The sequence below is a fragment of the Caballeronia sp. INML1 genome, from assembly GCF_023631085.1.
GTDB classification, from domain to species: domain Bacteria; phylum Pseudomonadota; class Gammaproteobacteria; order Burkholderiales; family Burkholderiaceae; genus Caballeronia; species Caballeronia turbans.
Genome location: NZ_JALQDT010000001.1, coordinates 90,545 through 109,077, shown reverse-complemented (window position 1 = coordinate 109,077; position 18,533 = coordinate 90,545). Strand labels below are relative to the sequence as shown.

At 64.6% G+C, this 18,533-nt stretch carries 19 protein-coding genes; 15 read left to right on the top strand and 4 right to left on the bottom strand.

Annotation, left to right across the window (positions count from 1 at the left end):
- Nucleotides 1–137: 137 nt before the first annotated feature.
- From NCR38_RS00530 to NCR38_RS00485, 10 genes are all read left to right on the top strand, one after another.
- Nucleotides 138–1,394: a dienelactone hydrolase family protein gene (locus tag NCR38_RS00530; protein ID WP_250476164.1), complete on the top strand. Its 1,257-nt coding sequence runs from the start codon at nt 138–140 to the stop codon at nt 1,392–1,394.
- 298 nt (nt 1,395–1,692) lie between these two features.
- Nucleotides 1,693–3,000 (top strand): adenosylmethionine--8-amino-7-oxononanoate transaminase, encoded by a 1,308-nt coding sequence (locus tag NCR38_RS00525; RefSeq protein WP_250476163.1) that lies wholly within the window; start codon nt 1,693–1,695, stop codon nt 2,998–3,000.
- Entirely contained in the window at nt 2,997–4,187 is a 1,191-nt protein-coding gene (gene bioF / locus NCR38_RS00520) for an 8-amino-7-oxononanoate synthase (protein WP_250476162.1), read from the top strand. Before NCR38_RS00525 ends, bioF begins: the two co-directional genes overlap by 4 nt.
- Nucleotides 4,184–4,885 (top strand): dethiobiotin synthase, encoded by a 702-nt coding sequence (gene bioD / locus NCR38_RS00515; RefSeq protein WP_250476161.1) that lies wholly within the window; start codon nt 4,184–4,186, stop codon nt 4,883–4,885. Before bioF ends, bioD begins: the two co-directional genes overlap by 4 nt.
- Before the next feature lie 4 nt (nt 4,886–4,889).
- Complete coding sequence (gene bioB, locus NCR38_RS00510) at nt 4,890–5,930, top strand: biotin synthase BioB (RefSeq protein WP_250476160.1); 1,041 nt, start codon at nt 4,890–4,892, stop codon at nt 5,928–5,930.
- Entirely contained in the window at nt 5,927–6,868 is a 942-nt protein-coding gene (locus tag NCR38_RS00505) for a glyoxylate/hydroxypyruvate reductase A (RefSeq protein WP_250476159.1), read from the top strand. Before bioB ends, NCR38_RS00505 begins: the two co-directional genes overlap by 4 nt.
- A gap of 27 nt (nt 6,869–6,895) precedes the next feature.
- Complete coding sequence (locus NCR38_RS00500) at nt 6,896–7,819, top strand: hydroxymethylglutaryl-CoA lyase (protein ID WP_061116766.1); 924 nt, start codon at nt 6,896–6,898, stop codon at nt 7,817–7,819.
- A 16-nt stretch (nt 7,820–7,835) separates the two neighbouring features.
- Nucleotides 7,836–8,333, top strand: coding sequence for a YbaK/EbsC family protein (locus NCR38_RS00495; RefSeq protein ID WP_086960813.1), 498 nt, complete (start codon nt 7,836–7,838; stop codon nt 8,331–8,333).
- 35 nt (nt 8,334–8,368) lie between these two features.
- Complete coding sequence (locus tag NCR38_RS00490; RefSeq protein WP_250476186.1) at nt 8,369–8,926, top strand: DUF1289 domain-containing protein; 558 nt, start codon at nt 8,369–8,371, stop codon at nt 8,924–8,926.
- Nucleotides 8,923–9,834: an MBL fold metallo-hydrolase gene (locus NCR38_RS00485; RefSeq protein WP_250476158.1), complete on the top strand. Its 912-nt coding sequence runs from the start codon at nt 8,923–8,925 to the stop codon at nt 9,832–9,834. Before NCR38_RS00490 ends, NCR38_RS00485 begins: the two co-directional genes overlap by 4 nt.
- A gap of 177 nt (nt 9,835–10,011) precedes the next feature.
- On the opposite strand, the gene NCR38_RS00480 is transcribed toward NCR38_RS00485, so the two are convergent.
- Nucleotides 10,012–10,902 carry an alpha/beta fold hydrolase gene (locus NCR38_RS00480; protein WP_250476157.1) on the bottom strand — a complete coding sequence of 297 codons (891 nt, stop codon included), beginning with the start codon at nt 10,900–10,902 and terminating at the stop codon, nt 10,012–10,014.
- 245 nt (nt 10,903–11,147) lie between these two features.
- Between NCR38_RS00480 and NCR38_RS00475 the strand changes: the two genes are divergently transcribed.
- On the top strand, nt 11,148–12,110 hold the full coding sequence (locus NCR38_RS00475) for a nitronate monooxygenase family protein (protein ID WP_061116763.1): 963 nt from the start codon (nt 11,148–11,150) through the stop codon (nt 12,108–12,110).
- 72 nt (nt 12,111–12,182) lie between these two features.
- Here the strand turns inward: NCR38_RS00475 and NCR38_RS00470 are convergent, their stop codons facing one another.
- From NCR38_RS00470 to NCR38_RS00460, 3 genes are all read right to left on the bottom strand, one after another.
- Complete coding sequence (locus NCR38_RS00470; protein WP_061116762.1) at nt 12,183–13,295, bottom strand: porin; 1,113 nt, start codon at nt 13,293–13,295, stop codon at nt 12,183–12,185.
- 505 nt (nt 13,296–13,800) lie between these two features.
- Complete coding sequence (locus NCR38_RS00465; protein ID WP_061116761.1) at nt 13,801–14,169, bottom strand: hypothetical protein; 369 nt, start codon at nt 14,167–14,169, stop codon at nt 13,801–13,803.
- 220 nt (nt 14,170–14,389) lie between these two features.
- Nucleotides 14,390–14,614, bottom strand: coding sequence for a hypothetical protein (locus NCR38_RS00460; RefSeq protein ID WP_250476156.1), 225 nt, complete (start codon nt 14,612–14,614; stop codon nt 14,390–14,392).
- Between the two features lie 69 nt (nt 14,615–14,683).
- On the opposite strand from NCR38_RS00460, the gene NCR38_RS00455 reads away from it, so the two are divergent.
- The 4 genes from NCR38_RS00455 to NCR38_RS00440 all read left to right on the top strand — a co-directional run bounded on the left by NCR38_RS00455 (nt 14,684) and on the right by NCR38_RS00440 (nt 18,448).
- Nucleotides 14,684–15,703 (top strand): bile acid:sodium symporter family protein, encoded by a 1,020-nt coding sequence (locus NCR38_RS00455; RefSeq protein WP_250476155.1) that lies wholly within the window; start codon nt 14,684–14,686, stop codon nt 15,701–15,703.
- 323 nt (nt 15,704–16,026) lie between these two features.
- Nucleotides 16,027–17,061: an acyl-CoA dehydrogenase gene (locus NCR38_RS00450; protein ID WP_250476154.1), complete on the top strand. Its 1,035-nt coding sequence runs from the start codon at nt 16,027–16,029 to the stop codon at nt 17,059–17,061.
- The gene (locus NCR38_RS00445; RefSeq protein WP_061116758.1) at nt 17,049–17,840 is read left to right on the top strand and encodes a PIG-L deacetylase family protein; all 792 of its coding nucleotides are present in this window, start codon (nt 17,049–17,051) and stop codon (nt 17,838–17,840) included. The genes NCR38_RS00450 and NCR38_RS00445 overlap by 13 nt, the downstream gene beginning before the upstream one ends.
- Nucleotides 17,837–18,448 (top strand): SAM-dependent methyltransferase, encoded by a 612-nt coding sequence (locus NCR38_RS00440; protein ID WP_250476153.1) that lies wholly within the window; start codon nt 17,837–17,839, stop codon nt 18,446–18,448. Before NCR38_RS00445 ends, NCR38_RS00440 begins: the two co-directional genes overlap by 4 nt.
- Nucleotides 18,449–18,533: the final 85 nt, after the last annotated feature.

The following is an 18,533-nucleotide window of genomic DNA, read 5'->3' as shown; positions in this document are numbered from 1 at the left end:
ATGCCTTTTTCGGGCATGACTCCCGGAACCCGCAGCCGATACTGCTCTTCACGAGCAGCGCGATAGGTTTGTGACTTCAAAAAGCGTTGGGCCGCGCCGGATCAACGCCTTATTGGAAGCGCAGTCGGAGTTCACGGATGGCGATCAGAACCTGGTTGGTCGGATGCGGCATGGTGTGCGCGCTCGCGACGTCACTCGTCACGTCCGCCGTGCGCGCCGAACCGATCGGCGGCGTGCGTCAATCCGAAGGTCTCCAGGCGCCCGCATTCGGCCAGCCGCTTTCCCGCATTCCCGATTCGCTCGATGCCGGCCTGCCCGCCGTCTCGAATGGGCTGAACGAAGCCGTCATCGAAATTCCCGAAGCGGACATCGCGCTCGAAACCACGGTATTCAAGCCGGACGGCGCCGGCCCATTCCCGATGATCGTCTTCAACCACGGCAAGCTTCCCGGCGACTCGCACGCTCAGCCGCGCAATCGGCCGGTCGCGCTCGCGCGTGAATTCGTGCGCCACGGCTATGTCGTGGTCGTGCCGAATCGCCGTGGTTTCGCGGGCTCGGGCGGCGATTATGCCGGCCACGGCTGCGACGTCGAGGCGAACGGCTTCGCCCAGGCACAGGATGTCGCGGCGACCGTCGCGTACATGAGCGAGCAGGCGTATGTCGACCAGACACATATCGTCGTCGCGGGCACGTCGCACGGCGGCCTGACGACGATCGCCTACGGCGCGCGCGATGCCGTCGCGGCGCCCGGCGTGCGCGGCCTCATCAACTTCTCGGGCGGCCTGCGTCAGGACGAATGCACGGGCTGGCAGAAAAACCTCGTCAGCGCGTTCGGCGATTACGGCCAGAACGTGCGCCTGCCGTCGTTGTGGCTCTATGGCGACAACGACTCGGTCTGGCAGGGCGATCTTTCCACGCAGATGTTCACCGCCTTCACGTCGCACGGTGCGCGCGCGAACATGGTCGATTTCGGCACCTACAAGAACGATGCGCATCGGCTCGTCGGCGATCGCGACGGCGTGCAGATCTGGTGGCCGCGCGTGAGGTCCTTCCTCGCGCAGATCGGCATGCCGACCGCCGTGCAGTACCAGGTTTCCGAGCCGAACATGCCGAACGCGACCCACTTCGCGGATCTCGATTCGGTGCAGGCCGTTCCGTACGTCGATGAAAACGGCCGCGCCGGCTATCGCAACTTCCTCTCGCAGTATTCGAGCCGCGCGTTCGCCGTGTCGGATTCCGGCGCGTGGTCGTGGGCCGAAGGCGGCGACGATCCGATGGCCGTCGCCATTGCGAGCTGCCAGAAGCAGAGCGCCGATCCTTGCAGGCTCTACGCGGTGAACAATCGCGTCGTCTGGAACGATCAGGCGGCCGAGACGCAGACCGCATCGCGCTGACCGCGCCCTTTCCCGATTCCTCCGAACGCCGGTCTTCGCACCGGCGTTCGCCTTTATCGAACACGCATCTTCCGCGCCAATCCGCCGACAACGCTTCGAATTGAACGAAGTTGCGTGCGATAGCGCGTTTTCGCATTTCCGTTGGGCACGCGCGCATGCCCAAAAAAACCTTCCGAATACGGAAGCCTGCGCATCTTTTAGGGATAATTGACTCGCGCAGTTTCCCCGCAACGCAGGCGTCCAGGCGCCTGCCCGACGTATCCGGCCCGCACCGCGCGCGCGGGCCTGGGAGCCGTTTTTGAACACAGAAGCCAATCAGGACTGGGTTGCCCGCTCGCTTGCAGCCGTGTGGCATCCGTGCACCCAGATGAAACATCATGAGCGCGTGCCGCTCGTGCCGATCGCGCGCGGCAAGGGCGCGTGGCTCTACGATCCGCAAGGCAACCGCTATCTTGATGCGATCAGCTCGTGGTGGGTGAATCTCTTCGGCCACGCGAACGACGACATCAACCGCGCGCTGAAAGATCAGCTCGACACGCTCGAACACGCGATGCTCGCCGGCTGCACGCACGCACCGGCGGTCGAACTGGCCGAGCGTCTTTGTGCGCTGACCGGCCGCACGCTCGGACATGCCTTTTTTGCGTCGGACGGCGCCTCGGCGGTCGAGATCGCGCTGAAGATGAGCTTTCACTTCTGGCGCAATCGCGGACGGGGCGGGAAGCGCGAGTTCGCGTGCCTTGCGAACAGCTATCACGGTGAAACGATCGGCGCGCTCGGCGTCACCGATGTCGCCATTTTCAAGGACGCTTACGATCCGCTGATTCGTCATGCGCATGTGGTCGCGTCGCCGGCCGCGGTGGGCGTCGATGAAGCCATCGGCGCAATGCGCGCGCTGTTCGAGCAACGCGCGTCGGCACTCGCGGCGGTCATCGTCGAGCCGCTCGTGCAATGCGCGGCTGGCATGGCCATGTATGACGCGTCGTATCTCACGCAGTTGCGCGCACTTTGCGACGAATTCGGCGTGCATCTGATCGCCGATGAAATTGCGGTCGGCTGCGGGCGCACCGGTACGTTTTTCGCGTGCGAGCAGGCCGGAATCTGGCCGGATTTCATTTGCCTGTCGAAGGGCATCAGCGGCGGCTACCTGCCGCTTTCGATTGTCCTCACGCGTGACGATATCTACGCCGCCTTTTACGACGACGACATCACCCGCGCCTTTCTGCATTCGCATTCGTACACGGGCAACCCGCTCGCGTGCCGCGCCGCGCTGGCGACGCTCGATCTCTTCGAGCGCGCGAACGTGCTCGCGGAGAACCGGCGCAAGTCCGCGTTGCTGCACGAAGCGTTGCAGCCGCTGCTCGAACATGAGCGCGTGCGCAATCTGCGCCAGCGCGGCACGATCTTCGCGTTCGATGTCGATATCGACGACAAGACTTTCTCGCGGCGCTTTTTCGCCAACGCGTTGCAGCGCGAACTGCTGATGCGTCCGATCGGCACGACGGTCTATCTGATGCCGCCGTACATCCTCTCCGACGACGAACTCCTGCTCCTCGCGCAACGCACGCGCGACACGCTCGACGCGACGCTTGGCGGAGACGCAACATGACGAACACTTCGCAAGCGCTGTATGAAACGCTGAAGCAAGGCCTCGCCGATATCGACGCGCGCGGCCTGCGACGCCGCCGCAAGACGATCGACAGCGCGTGCTCCGCGCACATGACGGTCGATGGCCGCGAGATGGTCGGCTTCGCGAGCAACGATTATCTCGGCCTCGCCGCGCACGAAGCGATCCGCGCGGCGCTCGGGCAGGGCGCGTCGCTGTTCGGCGCCGGCAGCGGCGGCTCGCATCTGCTCGGCGGCCATTCGCGCGCACACGCGCAACTCGAAGACGATCTCGCCGCGTTCTCGGGCGGTTTCGTCGACAACCCGCGCGCGCTCTTCTTCAGCACCGGCTACATGGCGAACCTCGCCGTGGTGACCGCGCTCGCCGGGCGCGGCACGCTCGTGTTCTCCGATGCACTGAACCACGCGTCGCTCATCGACGGCGTGCGCCTGTCGCGCGCGGAAACGCAGATCTACCCGCACGCCGACATGGACGCACTCGACGCGATGCTCGACGCCTCAGGTGACTGCGCCGCGACGAAGCTCATCGTCACCGATACGGTGTTCAGCATGGACGGCGACATCGCGCCGCTCGCGCGTCTCGTCGAACTCGCGGAGAAATACGGCGCGTGGCTCGTCGTCGACGATGCGCACGGTTTCGGCGTGCTCGGCCCGCAAGGACGCGGCGCGTTGGCGCATTACGCGCTGCGCTCGCCGCATCTCGTCTATGTGGGCACGCTCGGCAAGGCGGCGGGCGTCGCGGGCGCGTTCGTCGCGGCGGATGAAACCGTCGCCGAATGGCTCGTGCAGCGGGCGCGTCCGTATATCTTCACGACGGCGTCGCCGCCCGCTGTCGCGCATGCGGTGTCGGCGAGCGTGAGGATCATCGGCAGCGACGAGGGCGATCAGCGGCGCGCGCATCTCGCATCGCTCATCGAGACGACCCGCGCGATGCTGAAACGCACGCGCTGGATGCCCGTCGATTCGCATACCGCCGTGCAGCCGCTCGTGATCGGCGGCAACGACGAAACGCTGGAAATCGCCGCCGCGCTCGACAAGCACGGCCTCTGGGTGCCCGCGATTCGCCCGCCGACGGTTCCCGCCGGCACCTCGCGGCTGCGCATTTCGCTTTCCGCCGCGCACAGCGAGGACGATCTCGCGCGCCTCGATCACGCTTTGAACACGCTATGACCGCCTTATCGCTATTCGTCGCCGGAACCGATACGGAAATCGGCAAGACCTTCGTCTCCGCGGCGCTGCTGCACGGCTTCGCGCGCGCCGGCCTGCACGCCGCCGCGATGAAGCCGATCGCGTCGGGCGCCAGCGAGCGCGACGGCGTGCTGCACAACGAAGACGCCGATCAGCTCGACGCCGCCGCGAGCGTCGCACTGCCCAACGACATCCGCACGCCGTTCATGATGCGCGAGCCGATCGCGCCGCACATCGCCGCCGCGCGTGAAGGCATCGCGCTCGATATCGGGCGCATCGTCGACGCGCATCGCCATGCCGCGACGAAAGCGGATATCGTCGTGGTGGAAGGCGTCGGCGGGTTTCGCGTGCCGCTCGACGATACGCACGACACCGCCGATCTCGCCGTCGCGCTGAATCTGCCGGTGGTGCTCGTGGTCGGCATGCGGCTCGGCTGCATCAGCCACGCGCTCTTGACCGCGGAAGCCATCGCCTCGCGCGGACTGACGCTCGCGGGCTGGGTCGCGAATCGCGTCGACCCGAACATGCTGTATCCGGACGAAAATATCGCAACGCTCAAGCAACGCATCGAAGCGCCGCTCATCGGCGTGATCCCGCATCTCGCGCCGAACGACGCACGGCGCGCCGCCGATTCGCTCGACATCGGCCTTCTGACAGACCAGCTTCATCGAAAGGATTGACCCCATGACACAGCAAACCGCCGCAGAGACCACTTCCACGACCACGCCGCAGCCGATGCAGCGCTGGCGCGTCGCCGATGTCGTCGCGCTGTACGACTTGCCGTTCAACGATCTGCTCTATCGCGCGCAGACCGTGCATCGCGAAAATTTCGATCCGAACGCGGTGCAGCTTTCCACGCTGCTCTCGATCAAGACGGGCGGCTGCGAGGAAGACTGCGCGTACTGTCCGCAATCGGTGCATCACGACACCGGCCTCAAGGCCGACAAGCTGATGGACGTCGACGAAGTGCTGAAGGCGGCCGAAGTCGCGAAGTCCAACGGCGCGACGCGCTTTTGCATGGGCGCGGCGTGGCGCAATCCGAAGGATCGTCATCTGGAGCCGATCAAGGACATGATCCGCGGCGTCAAGGCGATGGGCCTCGAAACCTGCGTGACGCTCGGCATGCTCGAAGCGCATCAGGCGCAGGGGCTGCGCGAAGCCGGTCTCGATTACTACAACCACAATCTCGATACGTCGCCGGAGTTTTACGGTCAGATCATCTCGACGCGCACGTATCAGGATCGTCTCGACACGCTGGAGCACGTGCGCGACGCGGGCATCAATGTCTGCTGCGGCGGGATCGTCGGCATGGGCGAGTCGCGGCGCGAGCGTGCGGGGCTGATCTCGCAGCTCGCGAACATGGAGCCGTATCCCGAATCGGTGCCGATCAACAATCTCGTGCAGGTCCCGGGCACGCCGCTCACGGGCGTCGACGCACTCGATCCGTTCGAGTTCGTGCGCACGATCGCGGTCGCGCGCATCACGATGCCGAAGGCGATGGTGCGTCTCTCCGCCGGTCGCGAGCAGATGGACGAAGCGCTGCAGGCGCTGTGCTTCGCCGCCGGCGCGAATTCGATTTTCTACGGCGACCAGCTTCTGACGACGAGCAACCCGCAAGCCGAAGCGGACCGCAAGCTGATCGAGCGTCTCGGCATGCGCGCGGAGTCTGCGCAGAACGTCGGCGTCGAAAGCACCGGGCGCTCGTGCGGACACGGCCACGCATGAAAATCATCTTCTACGAAAAGGGCGCCGATCTCGACGCGTGGCTCGGCGGCCTGAGACGCGAGTTGCCGGATGCGGACCTGCGCGTGTGGGAACCGGGGGACACCGCGCCCGCCGATTACGCGATCGTCTGGCGGGCGCCGCGCGAACTCTTCGCGAATCGTCCGGATCTGAAGGCCGTGTTCAATCTCGGCGCGGGCGTCGACGCCATTCTCGATGTCGAGCGCAAGGAACCCGGCACGTTGCCGCCGAACGCGAAGCTCGTGCGTCTCGAAGATACCGGCATGGCCCGGCAGATGGTCGAATATGCGACCTACTGCGTGCTGCGCTATCTGCGCCGTTTCGACGAATACGACGCGCTGCAACGCGAACGCCGCTGGGAAAAGCTGCCGCAGCACGCGCGCGAGTCGTTCACCGTCGGCGTGCTCGGGCTCGGCGTGCTGGGCGCTGAAGTCGCGAAGGGACTGCTGAAGCTCGGCGTGCCGGTGCGGGGCTACAGCCGGTCGCCGAAGATGATCGAAGGCGTGCAGGTTCACGCAGGCCCCGATCAGTTCGATGCTTTTCTGGACGGCGTGAAGGTGCTCATCAACCTGTTGCCGCATACGCCCGACACCGAAGGCATTCTGAACGCGCGCGCGTTCGGCAGGCTCGCGCGCGGCGCGTATCTCGTGAACGTCGCGCGCGGCCCGCATCTCGTCGACGCCGATCTGCTCGCCGCGCTCGACAGCGGCCAGATCGCCGCCGCCACGCTCGATGTCTTCCACACGGAACCGCTGCCGCAGGATCATCCGTTCTGGACCCACCCGCGCGTGTCGGTCACGCCGCACATTTCGGCGGAAACGCTGCGCGAAGAAAGCATCGTGCAGATCGCCGGCAAGATCAAAGCGCTCGCGCGCGGCGAACCGATCAGCGGCATCGTCGATTTCAAGCGCGGGTACTGAACGCATCGCACATAAAAGGAGACAGCCATGATTCCGGCCAAGGTGAAAATCGTCGAAGTCGGGCCGCGCGACGGCCTGCAGAACGAAAAGGAGTTCGTGCCCACGCAAACCAAGATTGAGCTCGTGAACCGGCTCGCGCGCGCGGGCATCGTCAATGTGGAATCGACGTCGTTCGTGTCGCCCAAATGGGTGCCGCAGATGGCCGACGCCGCCGCCCTGATGGCTGGCATCGAGCGCCGTCCGGGCACGATCTACTCCGTGCTGACGCCGAACATGCGCGGCTTCGAAGGCGCGCTCGAATCGAAGGCCGATGAGATCGTGATCTTCGGCGCGGCGAGCGAGGCGTTCTCGCAGAAGAACATCAACTGCAGCATCGCGGAGAGCATCGCGCGTTTCGAGCCGGTCGCGAAAGCCGCGAAGGACGCGGGCATGCGCCTGCGCGGCAGCATCTCGTGCGCGCTCGGCTGCCCGTATCAGGGCGAAGTGAGCATCGAGTCGGTCGTGGATGTCGTCGAGCGCATGAAGGCGCTCGGCTGCGATGAAATCGACATCGCCGATACGATCGGCGTCGGCACGCCCAAGCGCACCCGCGAAGTGCTCGCGGCGGCGCAGAAGGTGTTTCCGCGCGAGCGGCTCTCCGGGCACTTTCACGACACGTACGGACAGGCCATTGGCAACATCTATGCGGCGCTGCTCGAAGGCATCGAGATTTTCCACGCATCGGTCGCGGGGCTCGGCGGCTGTCCGTATGCCAAGGGCGCGACCGGGAATGTCGCGACGGAAGACGTCGTCTATCTGATGAACGGGCTCGGCATCGAGACGGGCGTCGATCTGGATCAGCTCGTCGATATCGGCGATTTCATTTCGCGCGCTATCGCCAAGCCCAGTTCGTCGCGCGCCGGCCGTGCGCTCTTCACGAAAAAGCGCGATGGCGTCGCCGCCTGCGCCTGAACGACAAAGGACCACGATGATCGATCAATTACCCGATTCCGCGCGGCGCGTCGCGCTCTTGCTGAAGGAACGCGGCCATCCGCACGACGTCGTGATGCTGCCGGAAACCGGAAAGACTTCCGCCGAGGCCGCCGCCGGCCTGGGCTGCGCGGTCGCGCAGATCGCCAAGTCGATTCTCTTTCGGCGCCGCGAGGACGATGCGCCCGTGCTCGTGATCGCGAGCGGCGCGAATCGCGTGGACGAGGCGAAGGTCGCGGCGCGCGTCGGCGCACTGGCGCGCGCGGATGCGAAGTTCGTGCGCGAGAAGACCGGCTATGCGATCGGCGGTGTGTGCCCCATCGGCCACGCGGTCGAGCCGGTCACGCTGATCGACGAAGACCTGCTCGCGCTCGACAGTCTCTGGGCCGCGGCGGGGCATCCGCATGCGGTGTTCAATCTGTCGCCGCAAGAGTTGATCGAGTTGACGGGCGCGCCGGTCGTCGATGTCGCCTTGCGCGAGACGGCCGAGTCATGACCGGCCTGGCGTCGCCGTGCGTCGACGTCTGCCGCATGAACCCGGAGACCGGCTTCTGCGACGGCTGCCTTCGCACCATCGGCGAAATCGCGGCGTGGGCCTCCAGCGACGATCATGAAAAGCGCGCGGTGCTCGCGCGCGTCGAGAGCCGCCGCCATGGCGCGCGCGTCGTGACGATCGGCGAATCGTTCGAAGCGACGCTCGCGCTGCCGCCCGATTCGATCAAACATTTCGCGACGCTCGTCAACGATCTCAACCCGCTGCATCACGACGACGCCTACGCGCGCGCGAGCCGCTTCGGTTCGCTGATCGCCTCCGGCACGCAGCCGACCGCGCATCTGATGGCGATGCTCGCCGCGCATTTCTCGCGCGACGCGCAGCCGCTCGGCCTCGAGTTCGGGATCAAGCTGACGCGCGCCGCGAAGGCGAACGACGTGCTCACGATGTTCTGGCGCGTCACCGAAGCGAAGTGGAAAGCGAGCCTCGGCGGCGACCTCGTGAAGCTCGAAGGCGGCGCGCGCAATCAGCACGGCGAGACGGTGATGAAGGGGACGGCCACCATCCTCGTGATGCCGAAGGAGCCGCGCGCGTGAAGGCGCTTCCGGAATCCATGACGGTGTTCGAGCGCGGCTGGCTGTCCTCGAACAATGTGCTGTTCGCGAGCGATGAAGGCACCGCGATCGTCGATACCGGCTATGCGTCGCACGCGCCGCAGACGCTCGCGCTCGTCAAGCAGAAGCTCGGCGCGCGCACGCTCGATCTGATCGTCAACACGCATCTGCATTCGGATCATTGCGGCGGCAACGCGCTGCTTCAGAAAAACCATGCGTGCCGCACGCTGATTCCCGCGAGCGAGGCGCACGCCGTGCGCACGTGGGATGAAGAAGCGCTCACGTTTCGCGCAACCGGCCAGCGCTGCGAACGCTTCGACTTCACGGGAACGATCGAACACGGCACGACGCTCGCGCTCGGCGGCTTCGAATGGAACGTGCTCGGCGCGCCGGGCCACGATCCGCATTCCTTGATGCTGCATTGTCCGCAGATGCGCGTACTGATCAGCGCCGACGCGTTATGGGAAAACGGCTTCGGCGTGATCTTTCCCGAGTTGGAAGGCGACAGCGGTTTCGCGGAAGAGCGCGCGGTGCTCGAACTGATCTCGACGCTCGACGTCGATCTCGTGATTCCCGGGCACGGCGCGCCATTCACCGATGTCGCGCGCGCGCTCGATGTGGCTGCATCGCGGCTCGACTATCTGCAAGCCGATCCCACACGCAACGCGAAGAACGCGCTCAAGGTGCTGATCGTGTTCAAGCTGATGGAAGTGCGCGCGATGTCCTTCGACGCCTTGCTCGCAATGACCGGGCAAGCCCGCGCGATGCGCGCCGCCGCCGATGCGCTCGCGCGGCCGGGCGAGCGTCGGAGGCTCATCGAGACGATTGTCGGGGAATTGGCGCGCGGCGGCTCGGTGAACGTGAGCGGCGCGATGCTGTCGGCGGCCTGATCAAACCGGACGCCCAAAAGAAAGCCGCTTGTCAGCTACGGCAAGCGGCAGAATCATAGGGACGTGATCAACGTCCAGCGTATCGTAGCGCGACGCTGTTTCACGTGCATCGGTGCTTTCCCTACAAAACTTTAACGATCACCTGAATCGGCGTAAGACCCAATGCCGGCGCGGGTTTCAGGGGGCATCGGCCTCGAAGAAGGCGAGCATTTCCGCGAGCAGCATGTCGGGCTGTTCCTCGGGAATGTAGTGCCCGCACGGCAGCGCGCGGCCGCTCACGTCGCGTGCGACGCGCCGCCATTCATCGAGCGCATCGAAGCATCGCTCGATCACGCCTTCTTCTCCCCACAGCACGCGCAGCGGACACGCGACCTTCAGGCCGCGTTCGAGATCGGCGCGATCGTGGTCCAGATCGATGCTCGCCGATGCGCGGTAGTCCTCGCACATCGCGAAGATCGCGCCGGGCGATGCGAGCGCGTCGCGATACGCCTGCAACGCGTGCGGCGCGAACGGCGCGAGTCCCGCGTGCCGATTGCCCATCACGCGATCGATATAGGCGTTCGGATTGCCGCCGATCAGCAACTCGGGCAACGGCGACGGTTGAATCAGCAGGAACCAGTGGAAGTATGCGGTCGCGAAGGCGCGGTCGGTCGCCTCGTACATCGCGAGCGTCGGCGCGATATCGAGCAGCATCAGACGATCGACGGCATCCGGAAAGTCCATCGCCATGCGATGCGCGACACGCGCGCCGCGATCATGCGCGCAGACGAGAAAGCGTTCGAAGCCGAAGTGCCGCATCACCGCGACCTGATCGGCGGCCATCGCGCGCTTCGAATACGGCGTGTGACGCGCGTCGCTTTTCGGCTTCCCCGACGCGCCGTAGCCGCGCAGATCCGTGGCGATCACGCTGAAGTGTTTGGCAAGCTCGCCGGCGCACTTGTGCCAGATTTCGTGCGTTTGCGGATGACCGTGCATGAGGAGCAGCGGCGGTCCGTCACCGCCTTTCATCCCGACGATTTCGACGTCCCCCGCATCGACGCGAAACGGCTCGTAGTCTCCGAAAGACATGGTGTTTTCTTGTTCGTGGCATTGCGGGTCATTGTAGGCGCGGGGGCGCCATTGCTCACGCGCCGGAGGGCGTGCGAACGCGGAAACCGAAGACTTCTTCGGGAAATGGCGGATGTTTCGCCGACGATGCCGTGCTTATAATCGAACGATCGTTCGCTATCCGGGCGCGCGCGCTTTCCCGAAAACGAGCGCCAGTTCGTAGAATGGCTTCAATGCTGCCCGGACACATTCAGGAGATTCGTGCCATGGCCCTGCCCGCCATCTTGCAGCACCTCACATTGCCCGTCGTCGGCTCGCCGATGTTCATCGTCAGTTATCCGGAACTCGTGCTTGCGCAATGCAAGGCGGGGATCGTCGGCTCGTTTCCGGCGCTGAACGCTCGCCCCGCCGAATTGCTCGACGAATGGCTCACCCAGATTCAGGCCGCGCTCGCGGAGCACAGGGCGGCGAATCCGGAAGCGGTCATCGGACCGATCGCGGTGAACCAGATCGTTCATCAGTCGAATGCGCGGCTCGAGCAGGATGTGCGCGTGTGCGTCGAGCACAAGGTGCCGATCTTCATCACGAGCCTGCGTGCGCCGGTCAGGGAAATGATCGACGCCGTTCACTCGTATGGCGGCATCGTGCTGCACGATGTCATCAATCTGAGACACGCGCAGAAAGCGCTCGAAGCGGGCGTCGATGGCCTCATTCTCGTCGCGGCGGGCGCGGGCGGCCATGCGGGCACGACGTCACCGTTCGCGCTCGTCGGCGAAGTGCGGCGCATCTTCGACGGTCCGATCGTGCTGTCGGGCGCAATCGCCAACGGCGGCTCGATTCTCGCCGCGCAGGCGATGGGCGCGGACCTCGCCTACATGGGCACGCGCTTCATCGCGACGAAAGAAGCGCACGCGCTGGAGGCCTACAAGCGCGCAATCGTCGATGCGAAAGCCGCCGACATCATCTACACGAACCTCTTCACCGGCGTGCACGGCAACTACATCCGCGAGAGCATCGTCAAAGCGGGGCTCGACCCAGACGCTTTGCCGGAGTCCAACAAGGAAGCGATGAACTTCGCCGAAGGCACGAGCAAGGCGAAGGCATGGAAGGAGATCTGGGGCGCGGGGCAAGGCGTCGGGCTGATGGAGGACGTGCCGAGCGTGGCCGAGTTGGTCCAGCGCCTGAAGCGCGAGTACGACGACGCGAAGACGCGCCTCGCGATCGGCTGATCCTTTTCCGATAGCCGCAAAAAAAAACACCGCGCATGAAGCGCGGTGTTTTCGTTTGGGCGTGTGCGCTGTTTAGAACTTCGCGCGGATGCCGACGCCGAACGTATCGCCCGACGACATGCTCGTGTACTTGTCGTTCAGGTACGCCGCGTAGACGTCGGTGCGCTTCGACAGCGGGTAGTCGTAGCCGACCGCCCAGCTCTTGTGCGTCTGGTCGAGGCCGCCGTTGCTGCGCGAGTACGCGTACGACGCCATCACCGTGCCCGGGCCGACCGGCACGGTCACGCCGCCCTGTCCGGTGTTGACGTGGAACGTGCCGGGGCCGTCGAAGTCGTTCTTCGTGTACATGTACTGCGCGAAGAATTTCACGTACTTCATGTCGAACGACGCACCCAGTTGCCCGACGCTCTGGCTCTTGTAGCCGGGCGTCGCGAAGCCGTCGATCGTCGTCAGGTCGCCGGGTACGTTGTTGAAGTTCACGTACTGATAGACGCCCGTGGCCGCGAACGGGCCGTGGAAGTACAGGAACTGCGCGCTGTACTTCTTCGAGCGGCCGTCGCCGGCGGTGTTGCCGAAGCTGTACATCACGCTGCCGGACAGACCGTTGAAGTCAGGCGACGTGTACTGCACCGAGTTGTTCCAGCCCGAATCGCCGACCACGCCCTGATCCGTCCGATACGTCGGGAACGTGCCTGCGCCGAGGAACACGTGATAGACCATCGGCGAGAAGACGTACGAATCGACGAACGGGTTGAAGAGAATCGTCGAGACGAAGAGTTGCGTCGTCAGGCGGCCTGCGGTGAACGTGCCGATCGGACCTTGTATGCCGACGTACGAGTTGCGCGCGAAGAAGGTGTCGCCCTGGAAGCGCCCGTACTGGCCATTCTGTGCGCGGAAGAAGCTTTCCAACGTGAAGATGGCCTTGTAGCCGCCGCCCAGATCCTCGGCGCCCTTCAAGCCCCAGTACGACGTCGACATGCCGCCGCCGCTGACGTTCCACGCGCGATCGCCGCCCGGGAATTTTGTAGCGCCGACCCATTCGTCGACCTGCCCGTACAGCGAAACGCTCGATTGCGCGTGTGCCGCGCCCGCGGCAAAGAGGCCGAGCATCGCTGCGGCGACCGCGGTGGCCTTGACCGTTGCTTTCACCGTAGTCTTCGGCGCACGGTTGACGGTTGACTTCATGAACTCTCCTGTCTTTTGTCGAAAATTAAAAGCTTGGCGGGCGAGGAGCGTTGCCTCGCCTCGTTTGACCGGTTGACGGTTCATGTGGGCGAGAGTGGCATCGCGTGTGGAGCGGCACCATCTTTACGGACCATTTTTCCGGTCAAAAATGTTTTTGGTTATTGCGGGTATAGCGGTTCGGATAATGCCGATCGACTGCGCATCCCGCGAAGCGAATCGAGTCGAACGCGCGCGCAGGATTCCATGTGGCTCAATGCTTTGCGAAGCGAGCAGCGGCGCGCCTGTCGAAGCGCCGAAAGCCATTCGAAATATTGGAAATACGACATTTCTCCGCGCAGGGCGCATTGTCCGTGCGCGGAAAAAAGAGCGGAACGTCTTAAAGAAAATCGCTGCGTAACTGTGGCGAGATTACGTCATCGCGGCAGCGGAACTAGACGTGCCAATAGTTTTTCGTTCTGCACGGTAAACGCACGGAACGACAGCTATTGCCGACGGGAAGGGAGAATCAGTTGCGGTAATTCGCGTTGGCCGGCGCGCGGCCATCGTCCGCCGGACGCCCGGGCGGGCGCGGCAGGCTGCGCTCTTCGTTGTAGCGCGTGATGTCGGCGCGAATGGAACCCGCGCCGCGGATGGGCACCGCCTGATCGGCGCGCGGACCGGGGCGCACTTCGGCGCTCACGGGCGTCAAACCGTCTTTGGCGGCGACCGGCGTGAAGTGCAGCGATTGCCTGCTCGGGGCGGAATCGCTGAACACCGCCGAGGACAGCCACTCGACGCGCGGCCCCGCGAGCGCGAGCGAACCCGCCACCGCCAGCGCGCCGAGCGCAGCGGATGCGAAAAGCCGGGTAGTCTTGCGAAAGCCAGTGAGCGTCATGTCGAAACTGCCTTGCGTCCGACCGATATTCCTGTCCGTGGGTCGAAAACACGAGATTTCGATCAGGCGGACAACCGGCTGTAGTCGGAGGTTTCAGGCGCCTGCATCGAGACGATGCAAAAACCCGCCAACCGGTGTATCCAACAATTTATTTGGACCGGTCGCGGCAGTCGAGCCAAAAAGTGTTAGGCCTGCTCGATGGTTGTAACACCATGTTACGTCAGAGTTTTTTCGCGTTGGCCGACCGTTTCGGATGCCCAAAGATGTGACGAAAATCATGCTGACCAAACGATTGAAAAGCCGTGAAATTGACGCACGCGCGGCCCGAATGTTGCTGTAGAACACTTTCGGCCCGCGCACAATTTTTACCGTTTTCATGCGCATCGGTAATCAATCGATCCAGTAAATGAATTTGCCAATTTAATCGCGCGCGAGCGAAAATCATGGTTTTTCCTGACTTGACGATGGCTACGCGCGGCAGCGCGCCCGGCGTTCCCAGGTACGAGAATCTCTGATGGCACGGCCCAAACTTCTTCCGGACAATTTCACGCTGGCGCTCGTCGGCACTGTCATCATCGCCAGCTTCCTGCCTTGTCGGGGCAGCGCTGCGGTCGCGTTCAACTGGATCACCGATATCGCCATCGGCTTGTTGTTCTTCCTGCACGGTGCAAAACTTTCTCGCGAGGCGATCATTGCGGGCGCGACGCACTGGCGGCTGCATCTCGTCGTGCTGCTCAGCACCTTCGCGCTCTTTCCGCTGCTCGGCCTCGTGCTCAAGCCGGTGCTCACACCGCTCGTCACGCCCGCGCTCTACACGGGCATCCTCTTTCTTTGTACGCTGCCGTCCACGGTGCAATCGTCGATTGCCTTCACTTCGATGGCGAAGGGCAACGTGCCGGCGGCTGTGTGCAGTGCATCCGCGTCGAGCCTGCTCGGCATTTTCATCACGCCGGCGCTCGTCGGACTCGTCGTGAGCAATCACGGCGCGACGACCGGGTCGCCGTGGCATACCGTCGGCAACATCACGCTGCAGCTGCTCGTGCCGTTCGTCGCCGGGCAATTGCTGCGGCCGGCCATCGGCAAATGGATCGACAGGCACCGCGCGATGCTCAAGTTCGTGGACCAAGGCTCGATCCTGCTCGTCGTCTACGTGGCGTTCAGCGAGGCCGTGAACGAAGGCATCTGGCATTCGATCTCGCTGTCGACGCTCGCGGGCCTGCTCGCCGTCAACATCCTGCTGCTGGCGGCCGCGCTCCTCCTCACGGCGTTCACGGCGAAGCGCCTCGGCTTTTCCCGCGCCGATCAGATCACGATCATCTTCTGCGGCTCGAAGAAAAGCCTCGCCTCCGGCATTCCGATGGCGAAGGTGATTTTCGCGTCGCACGCGGTTGGCGCGGTGGTGCTGCCGCTCATGCTCTTCCATCAGATCCAGCTCATGGTGTGCGCGGTGCTCGCGCAGCGCTGGGGAGCGCGCAAGACGGCGCCCGAGCCGGTGCGCGAGAACAAGGCCGTCGCCGCGCCAGCGCGTCGCTGATTCACGCCCGACCACAGGCGGCGTCGTTCCCCTCACCATCGTTCCTCCTTCTTTCACATAGGCCGCCTCGTGCGGCCTTTGCGTCATTTGAGCCCGCCCGCGCGCCGAAGTCGATTCGGCCGGATGGCATAGGCCGAAAAGACTGACCTTCCGCATCGAGTTGCGAATCTGCGTTGCCCGGTGTCCGACGATTCGGCCTATGCCTTTCGGCTGAATGGCGCCCGGGCATGTGCCTTGCCACACTCTTGCTTAACACCGTGCAGAAACGGATACGAGACAAGCATGTGCACACCACGCATCATGCATCCACCGCGGAAGGAACGATGAACCACGTCGAACATCACACGGCGTCCGCCTTGCGCGCCTTTCTCGACGAAATGCCATTTCAGCGCGGCAGCGCGGAAGACGCAGGCCGTGCACTGCGTGCGTTGATCGGGGCCGGTCTGGATCGCCTGCCTTTGCCGGGCCACGGCAATACGCTCGAACGCTGGCGCGCGCTCGGCGCGGTCGCCGCGTTCGACCTGTCGCTGGTCAAGCTGTACGAAGGCCATACCGACGCGCTCGCGATCCTCGCTGAACTGGGGGCGGCGCAACCGGACGCGGCCAGCGCGTGGGCGGTATGGGCGGCCGAGCCGCCGAGCGCGCGGCTATCGGCGCTGGGCGACCCGGATGCGCAGACCGTGCTCCTGCAGGGCACGAAGTCCTGGTGTTCCGGGGCGGCGGCGGTCACCCATGCGCTCGTGACGGCCTGGAATGAAAGAGACGAACCCGTGCTCGCCACGGTCGACCTGCGACACGACGGCGTGCGGATCACCGGAGCCGGCTGGCAAGCGGTAGGCATGCAGGCGAGCGCGAGTGTTGACGTGTGCTTCGAGCGGGTGCCCGCGCTTCGCGTCGGCTCCCCGCGTGCGTATGTCGAGCGTCCCGGCTTCTGGCACGGCGGCGCAGGAATCGCCGCGTGCTGGTTCGGCGCGGCGGCCGGCATCGCCTCATTCGTGGCGCGCGACGCGCAGCATCGCGCGGGGCCACACAAGCTCGCGCATCTCGGCGTCATCGATACGACGCTGTGCGCCACCGCCGCGCTGCTGCGCGAGACGGCCGCGCTCATCGACCGCGCCCCGCACGCCGACGCGATGGCGCCTGCGATGCGGGCACGCATCGCCGCTGAATCCGCGGCGGCGCGCGTCGCGGCACGCGCCGGCCGTGCGTTGGGCGCCGCCCCGCTGTGCCGCGACGCGCACTTCGCGCAACTCATGGCCGATCTACCGGTATTCATTCGACAAAGCCACGCCGAGCGCGACGAAGCATCGCTCGCCGAGCGTGTCATAGAAGAGGAACGGACTTCATGGCAACTGTGACCCCGCGAGCGCCGACAGACGAAAATCCCGCCGACCGAGCGATATCCGGCGAAGGCACGCCTGAGGCAACATGGCAGGGATGGACGCGTCTGAATGCGCTGCCCGAAGTCCAGCCCGCCGAACTGGTGCCGTTCGGCGGCCGGGCTGTCGTAGTTGCGCCACACCCCGACGACGAAGTGCTCGGCACCGGCGGACTGCTCGCTCGTCTCTCGGAAATAAGCCGGCAGATACTCATCGTCGCCGTCACGGACGGCACCGCAAGTCACCCGGATTCCACCGAATGGCCGCCGGAACGCCTTGCGCGTGTACGTCCGCAGGAAACGAGAGCCGCGCTCCAGCGGCTGCATCTGCGTCAGGTTCAGGTGGTCAGGCTCGGGCTTCAGGACGGCGCGCCTGCCCGCATAGAAGCCAGTTTGTCAGGAGCCCTATCCGAACTTCTTCAACCCGGCGATATCGTTTTCACCACTTGGCGCTATGATGGTCACCCCGACCACGAGGCAGCCGGGCGCGCCGTTCATTCCGCGGCACAAGCGCTCGACCTGCCCTGCGTGGAAGTGCCGCTCTGGACCTGGCACTGGGCGTCGCCGGACGATACGCGCGTGCCATGGAGCCGTGCTCGCCGCATCGTTCTGGACGGCGCCACGCATGCCCGGAAGCTTCGGGCCGTGCAGGCTTTTCGGAGCCAGCTCGATCCCGATGCCACAACCGGTCAGGCGCCAGTGCTGCCCGAGCATGTGCTGGCCCGGCTCACCCGGCCTTTCGAAGTCGTACTCATATGAACAACATCAACGACAATACTAAGCAGTACTTCGATAACCTGTATCGACAGAATGACGATCCCTGGAAGATCAGGCATCGCTGGTATGAGCGGCGTAAGCGGGCACTCATGCTCGCCTCGCTTCCCCATGAGCGGTACGCCCGCGCATTCGAGCCCGGCTGCGGCAACGGCGAGCTGACCGCACTGCTCGCGCCGCGCTGCGACGAGCTGATCGCAACGGACATCGCCGAGGATGCCGTCGCGCTCACGCGGGAACGCGTCGCGCAGTGTCACAACGTAACAGTCCAGCAGATGCTTTTGCCCGATGCCTGGCCGAGCGGCCCGCTCGATCTCGTCGTGATCAGCGAGATCGGTTATTACCTTGACGAGCCGCAGCTATGGCATATCGTCGAGCACATACACCAGACGCTGTCGCGAGATGGCGCCGTGGTCGCATGTCACTGGCGCCGGCCGATCGAAGGCTGGGCGCAGAACGGCGATGAAGTGCACGCGAAGTTGCGCGGCCGTATGAGTCTTCCGCTGCTGAGCCACTATTGGGACGACGATCTGGTTCTCGACGTCTGGACGCCTGACAAGCGCTCAGTTCACGACCGGGAAGCGTCGGCGTAGTGTTTTCTGGTTTTTACTAAACAAAAAAACCGCGAGGAAAGTCATATACAACAAGGGTCTACTGGTTTTCTCCTATCTCGTTTGC

Excerpts from the sequence above, each read along its gene's own strand:
- NCR38_RS00455 (WP_250476155.1), top strand. The coding sequence starts at position 14,684 with ATGGCACGGCCCAAACTTCTTCCGGACAATTTCACGCTGGCGCTCGTC.
- NCR38_RS00495 (WP_086960813.1), top strand. The coding sequence starts at position 7,836 with ATGATCGATCAATTACCCGATTCCGCGCGGCGCGTCGCGCTCTTGCTG.
- NCR38_RS00530 (WP_250476164.1), top strand. The coding sequence starts at position 138 with ATGGCGATCAGAACCTGGTTGGTCGGATGCGGCATGGTGTGCGCGCTC.
- NCR38_RS00500 (WP_061116766.1), top strand. The coding sequence starts at position 6,896 with ATGATTCCGGCCAAGGTGAAAATCGTCGAAGTCGGGCCGCGCGACGGC.
- NCR38_RS00470 (WP_061116762.1), bottom strand. The coding sequence starts at position 13,295 with ATGAAGTCAACCGTCAACCGTGCGCCGAAGACTACGGTGAAAGCAACG.
- NCR38_RS00465 (WP_061116761.1), bottom strand. The coding sequence starts at position 14,169 with ATGACGCTCACTGGCTTTCGCAAGACTACCCGGCTTTTCGCATCCGCT.
- NCR38_RS00480 (WP_250476157.1), bottom strand. The coding sequence starts at position 10,902 with ATGTCTTTCGGAGACTACGAGCCGTTTCGCGTCGATGCGGGGGACGTC.
- NCR38_RS00460 (WP_250476156.1), bottom strand. The coding sequence starts at position 14,614 with ATGATTTTCGCTCGCGCGCGATTAAATTGGCAAATTCATTTACTGGAT.
- bioF (WP_250476162.1), top strand. The coding sequence starts at position 2,997 with ATGACGAACACTTCGCAAGCGCTGTATGAAACGCTGAAGCAAGGCCTC.
- NCR38_RS00445 (WP_061116758.1), top strand. The coding sequence starts at position 17,049 with ATGGCAACTGTGACCCCGCGAGCGCCGACAGACGAAAATCCCGCCGAC.
- NCR38_RS00490 (WP_250476186.1), top strand. The coding sequence starts at position 8,369 with ATGAACCCGGAGACCGGCTTCTGCGACGGCTGCCTTCGCACCATCGGC.
- NCR38_RS00450 (WP_250476154.1), top strand. The coding sequence starts at position 16,027 with ATGAACCACGTCGAACATCACACGGCGTCCGCCTTGCGCGCCTTTCTC.
- NCR38_RS00475 (WP_061116763.1), top strand. The coding sequence starts at position 11,148 with ATGGCCCTGCCCGCCATCTTGCAGCACCTCACATTGCCCGTCGTCGGC.
- NCR38_RS00440 (WP_250476153.1), top strand. The coding sequence starts at position 17,837 with ATGAACAACATCAACGACAATACTAAGCAGTACTTCGATAACCTGTAT.
- bioB (WP_250476160.1), top strand. The coding sequence starts at position 4,890 with ATGACACAGCAAACCGCCGCAGAGACCACTTCCACGACCACGCCGCAG.
- bioD (WP_250476161.1), top strand. The coding sequence starts at position 4,184 with ATGACCGCCTTATCGCTATTCGTCGCCGGAACCGATACGGAAATCGGC.
- NCR38_RS00505 (WP_250476159.1), top strand. The coding sequence starts at position 5,927 with ATGAAAATCATCTTCTACGAAAAGGGCGCCGATCTCGACGCGTGGCTC.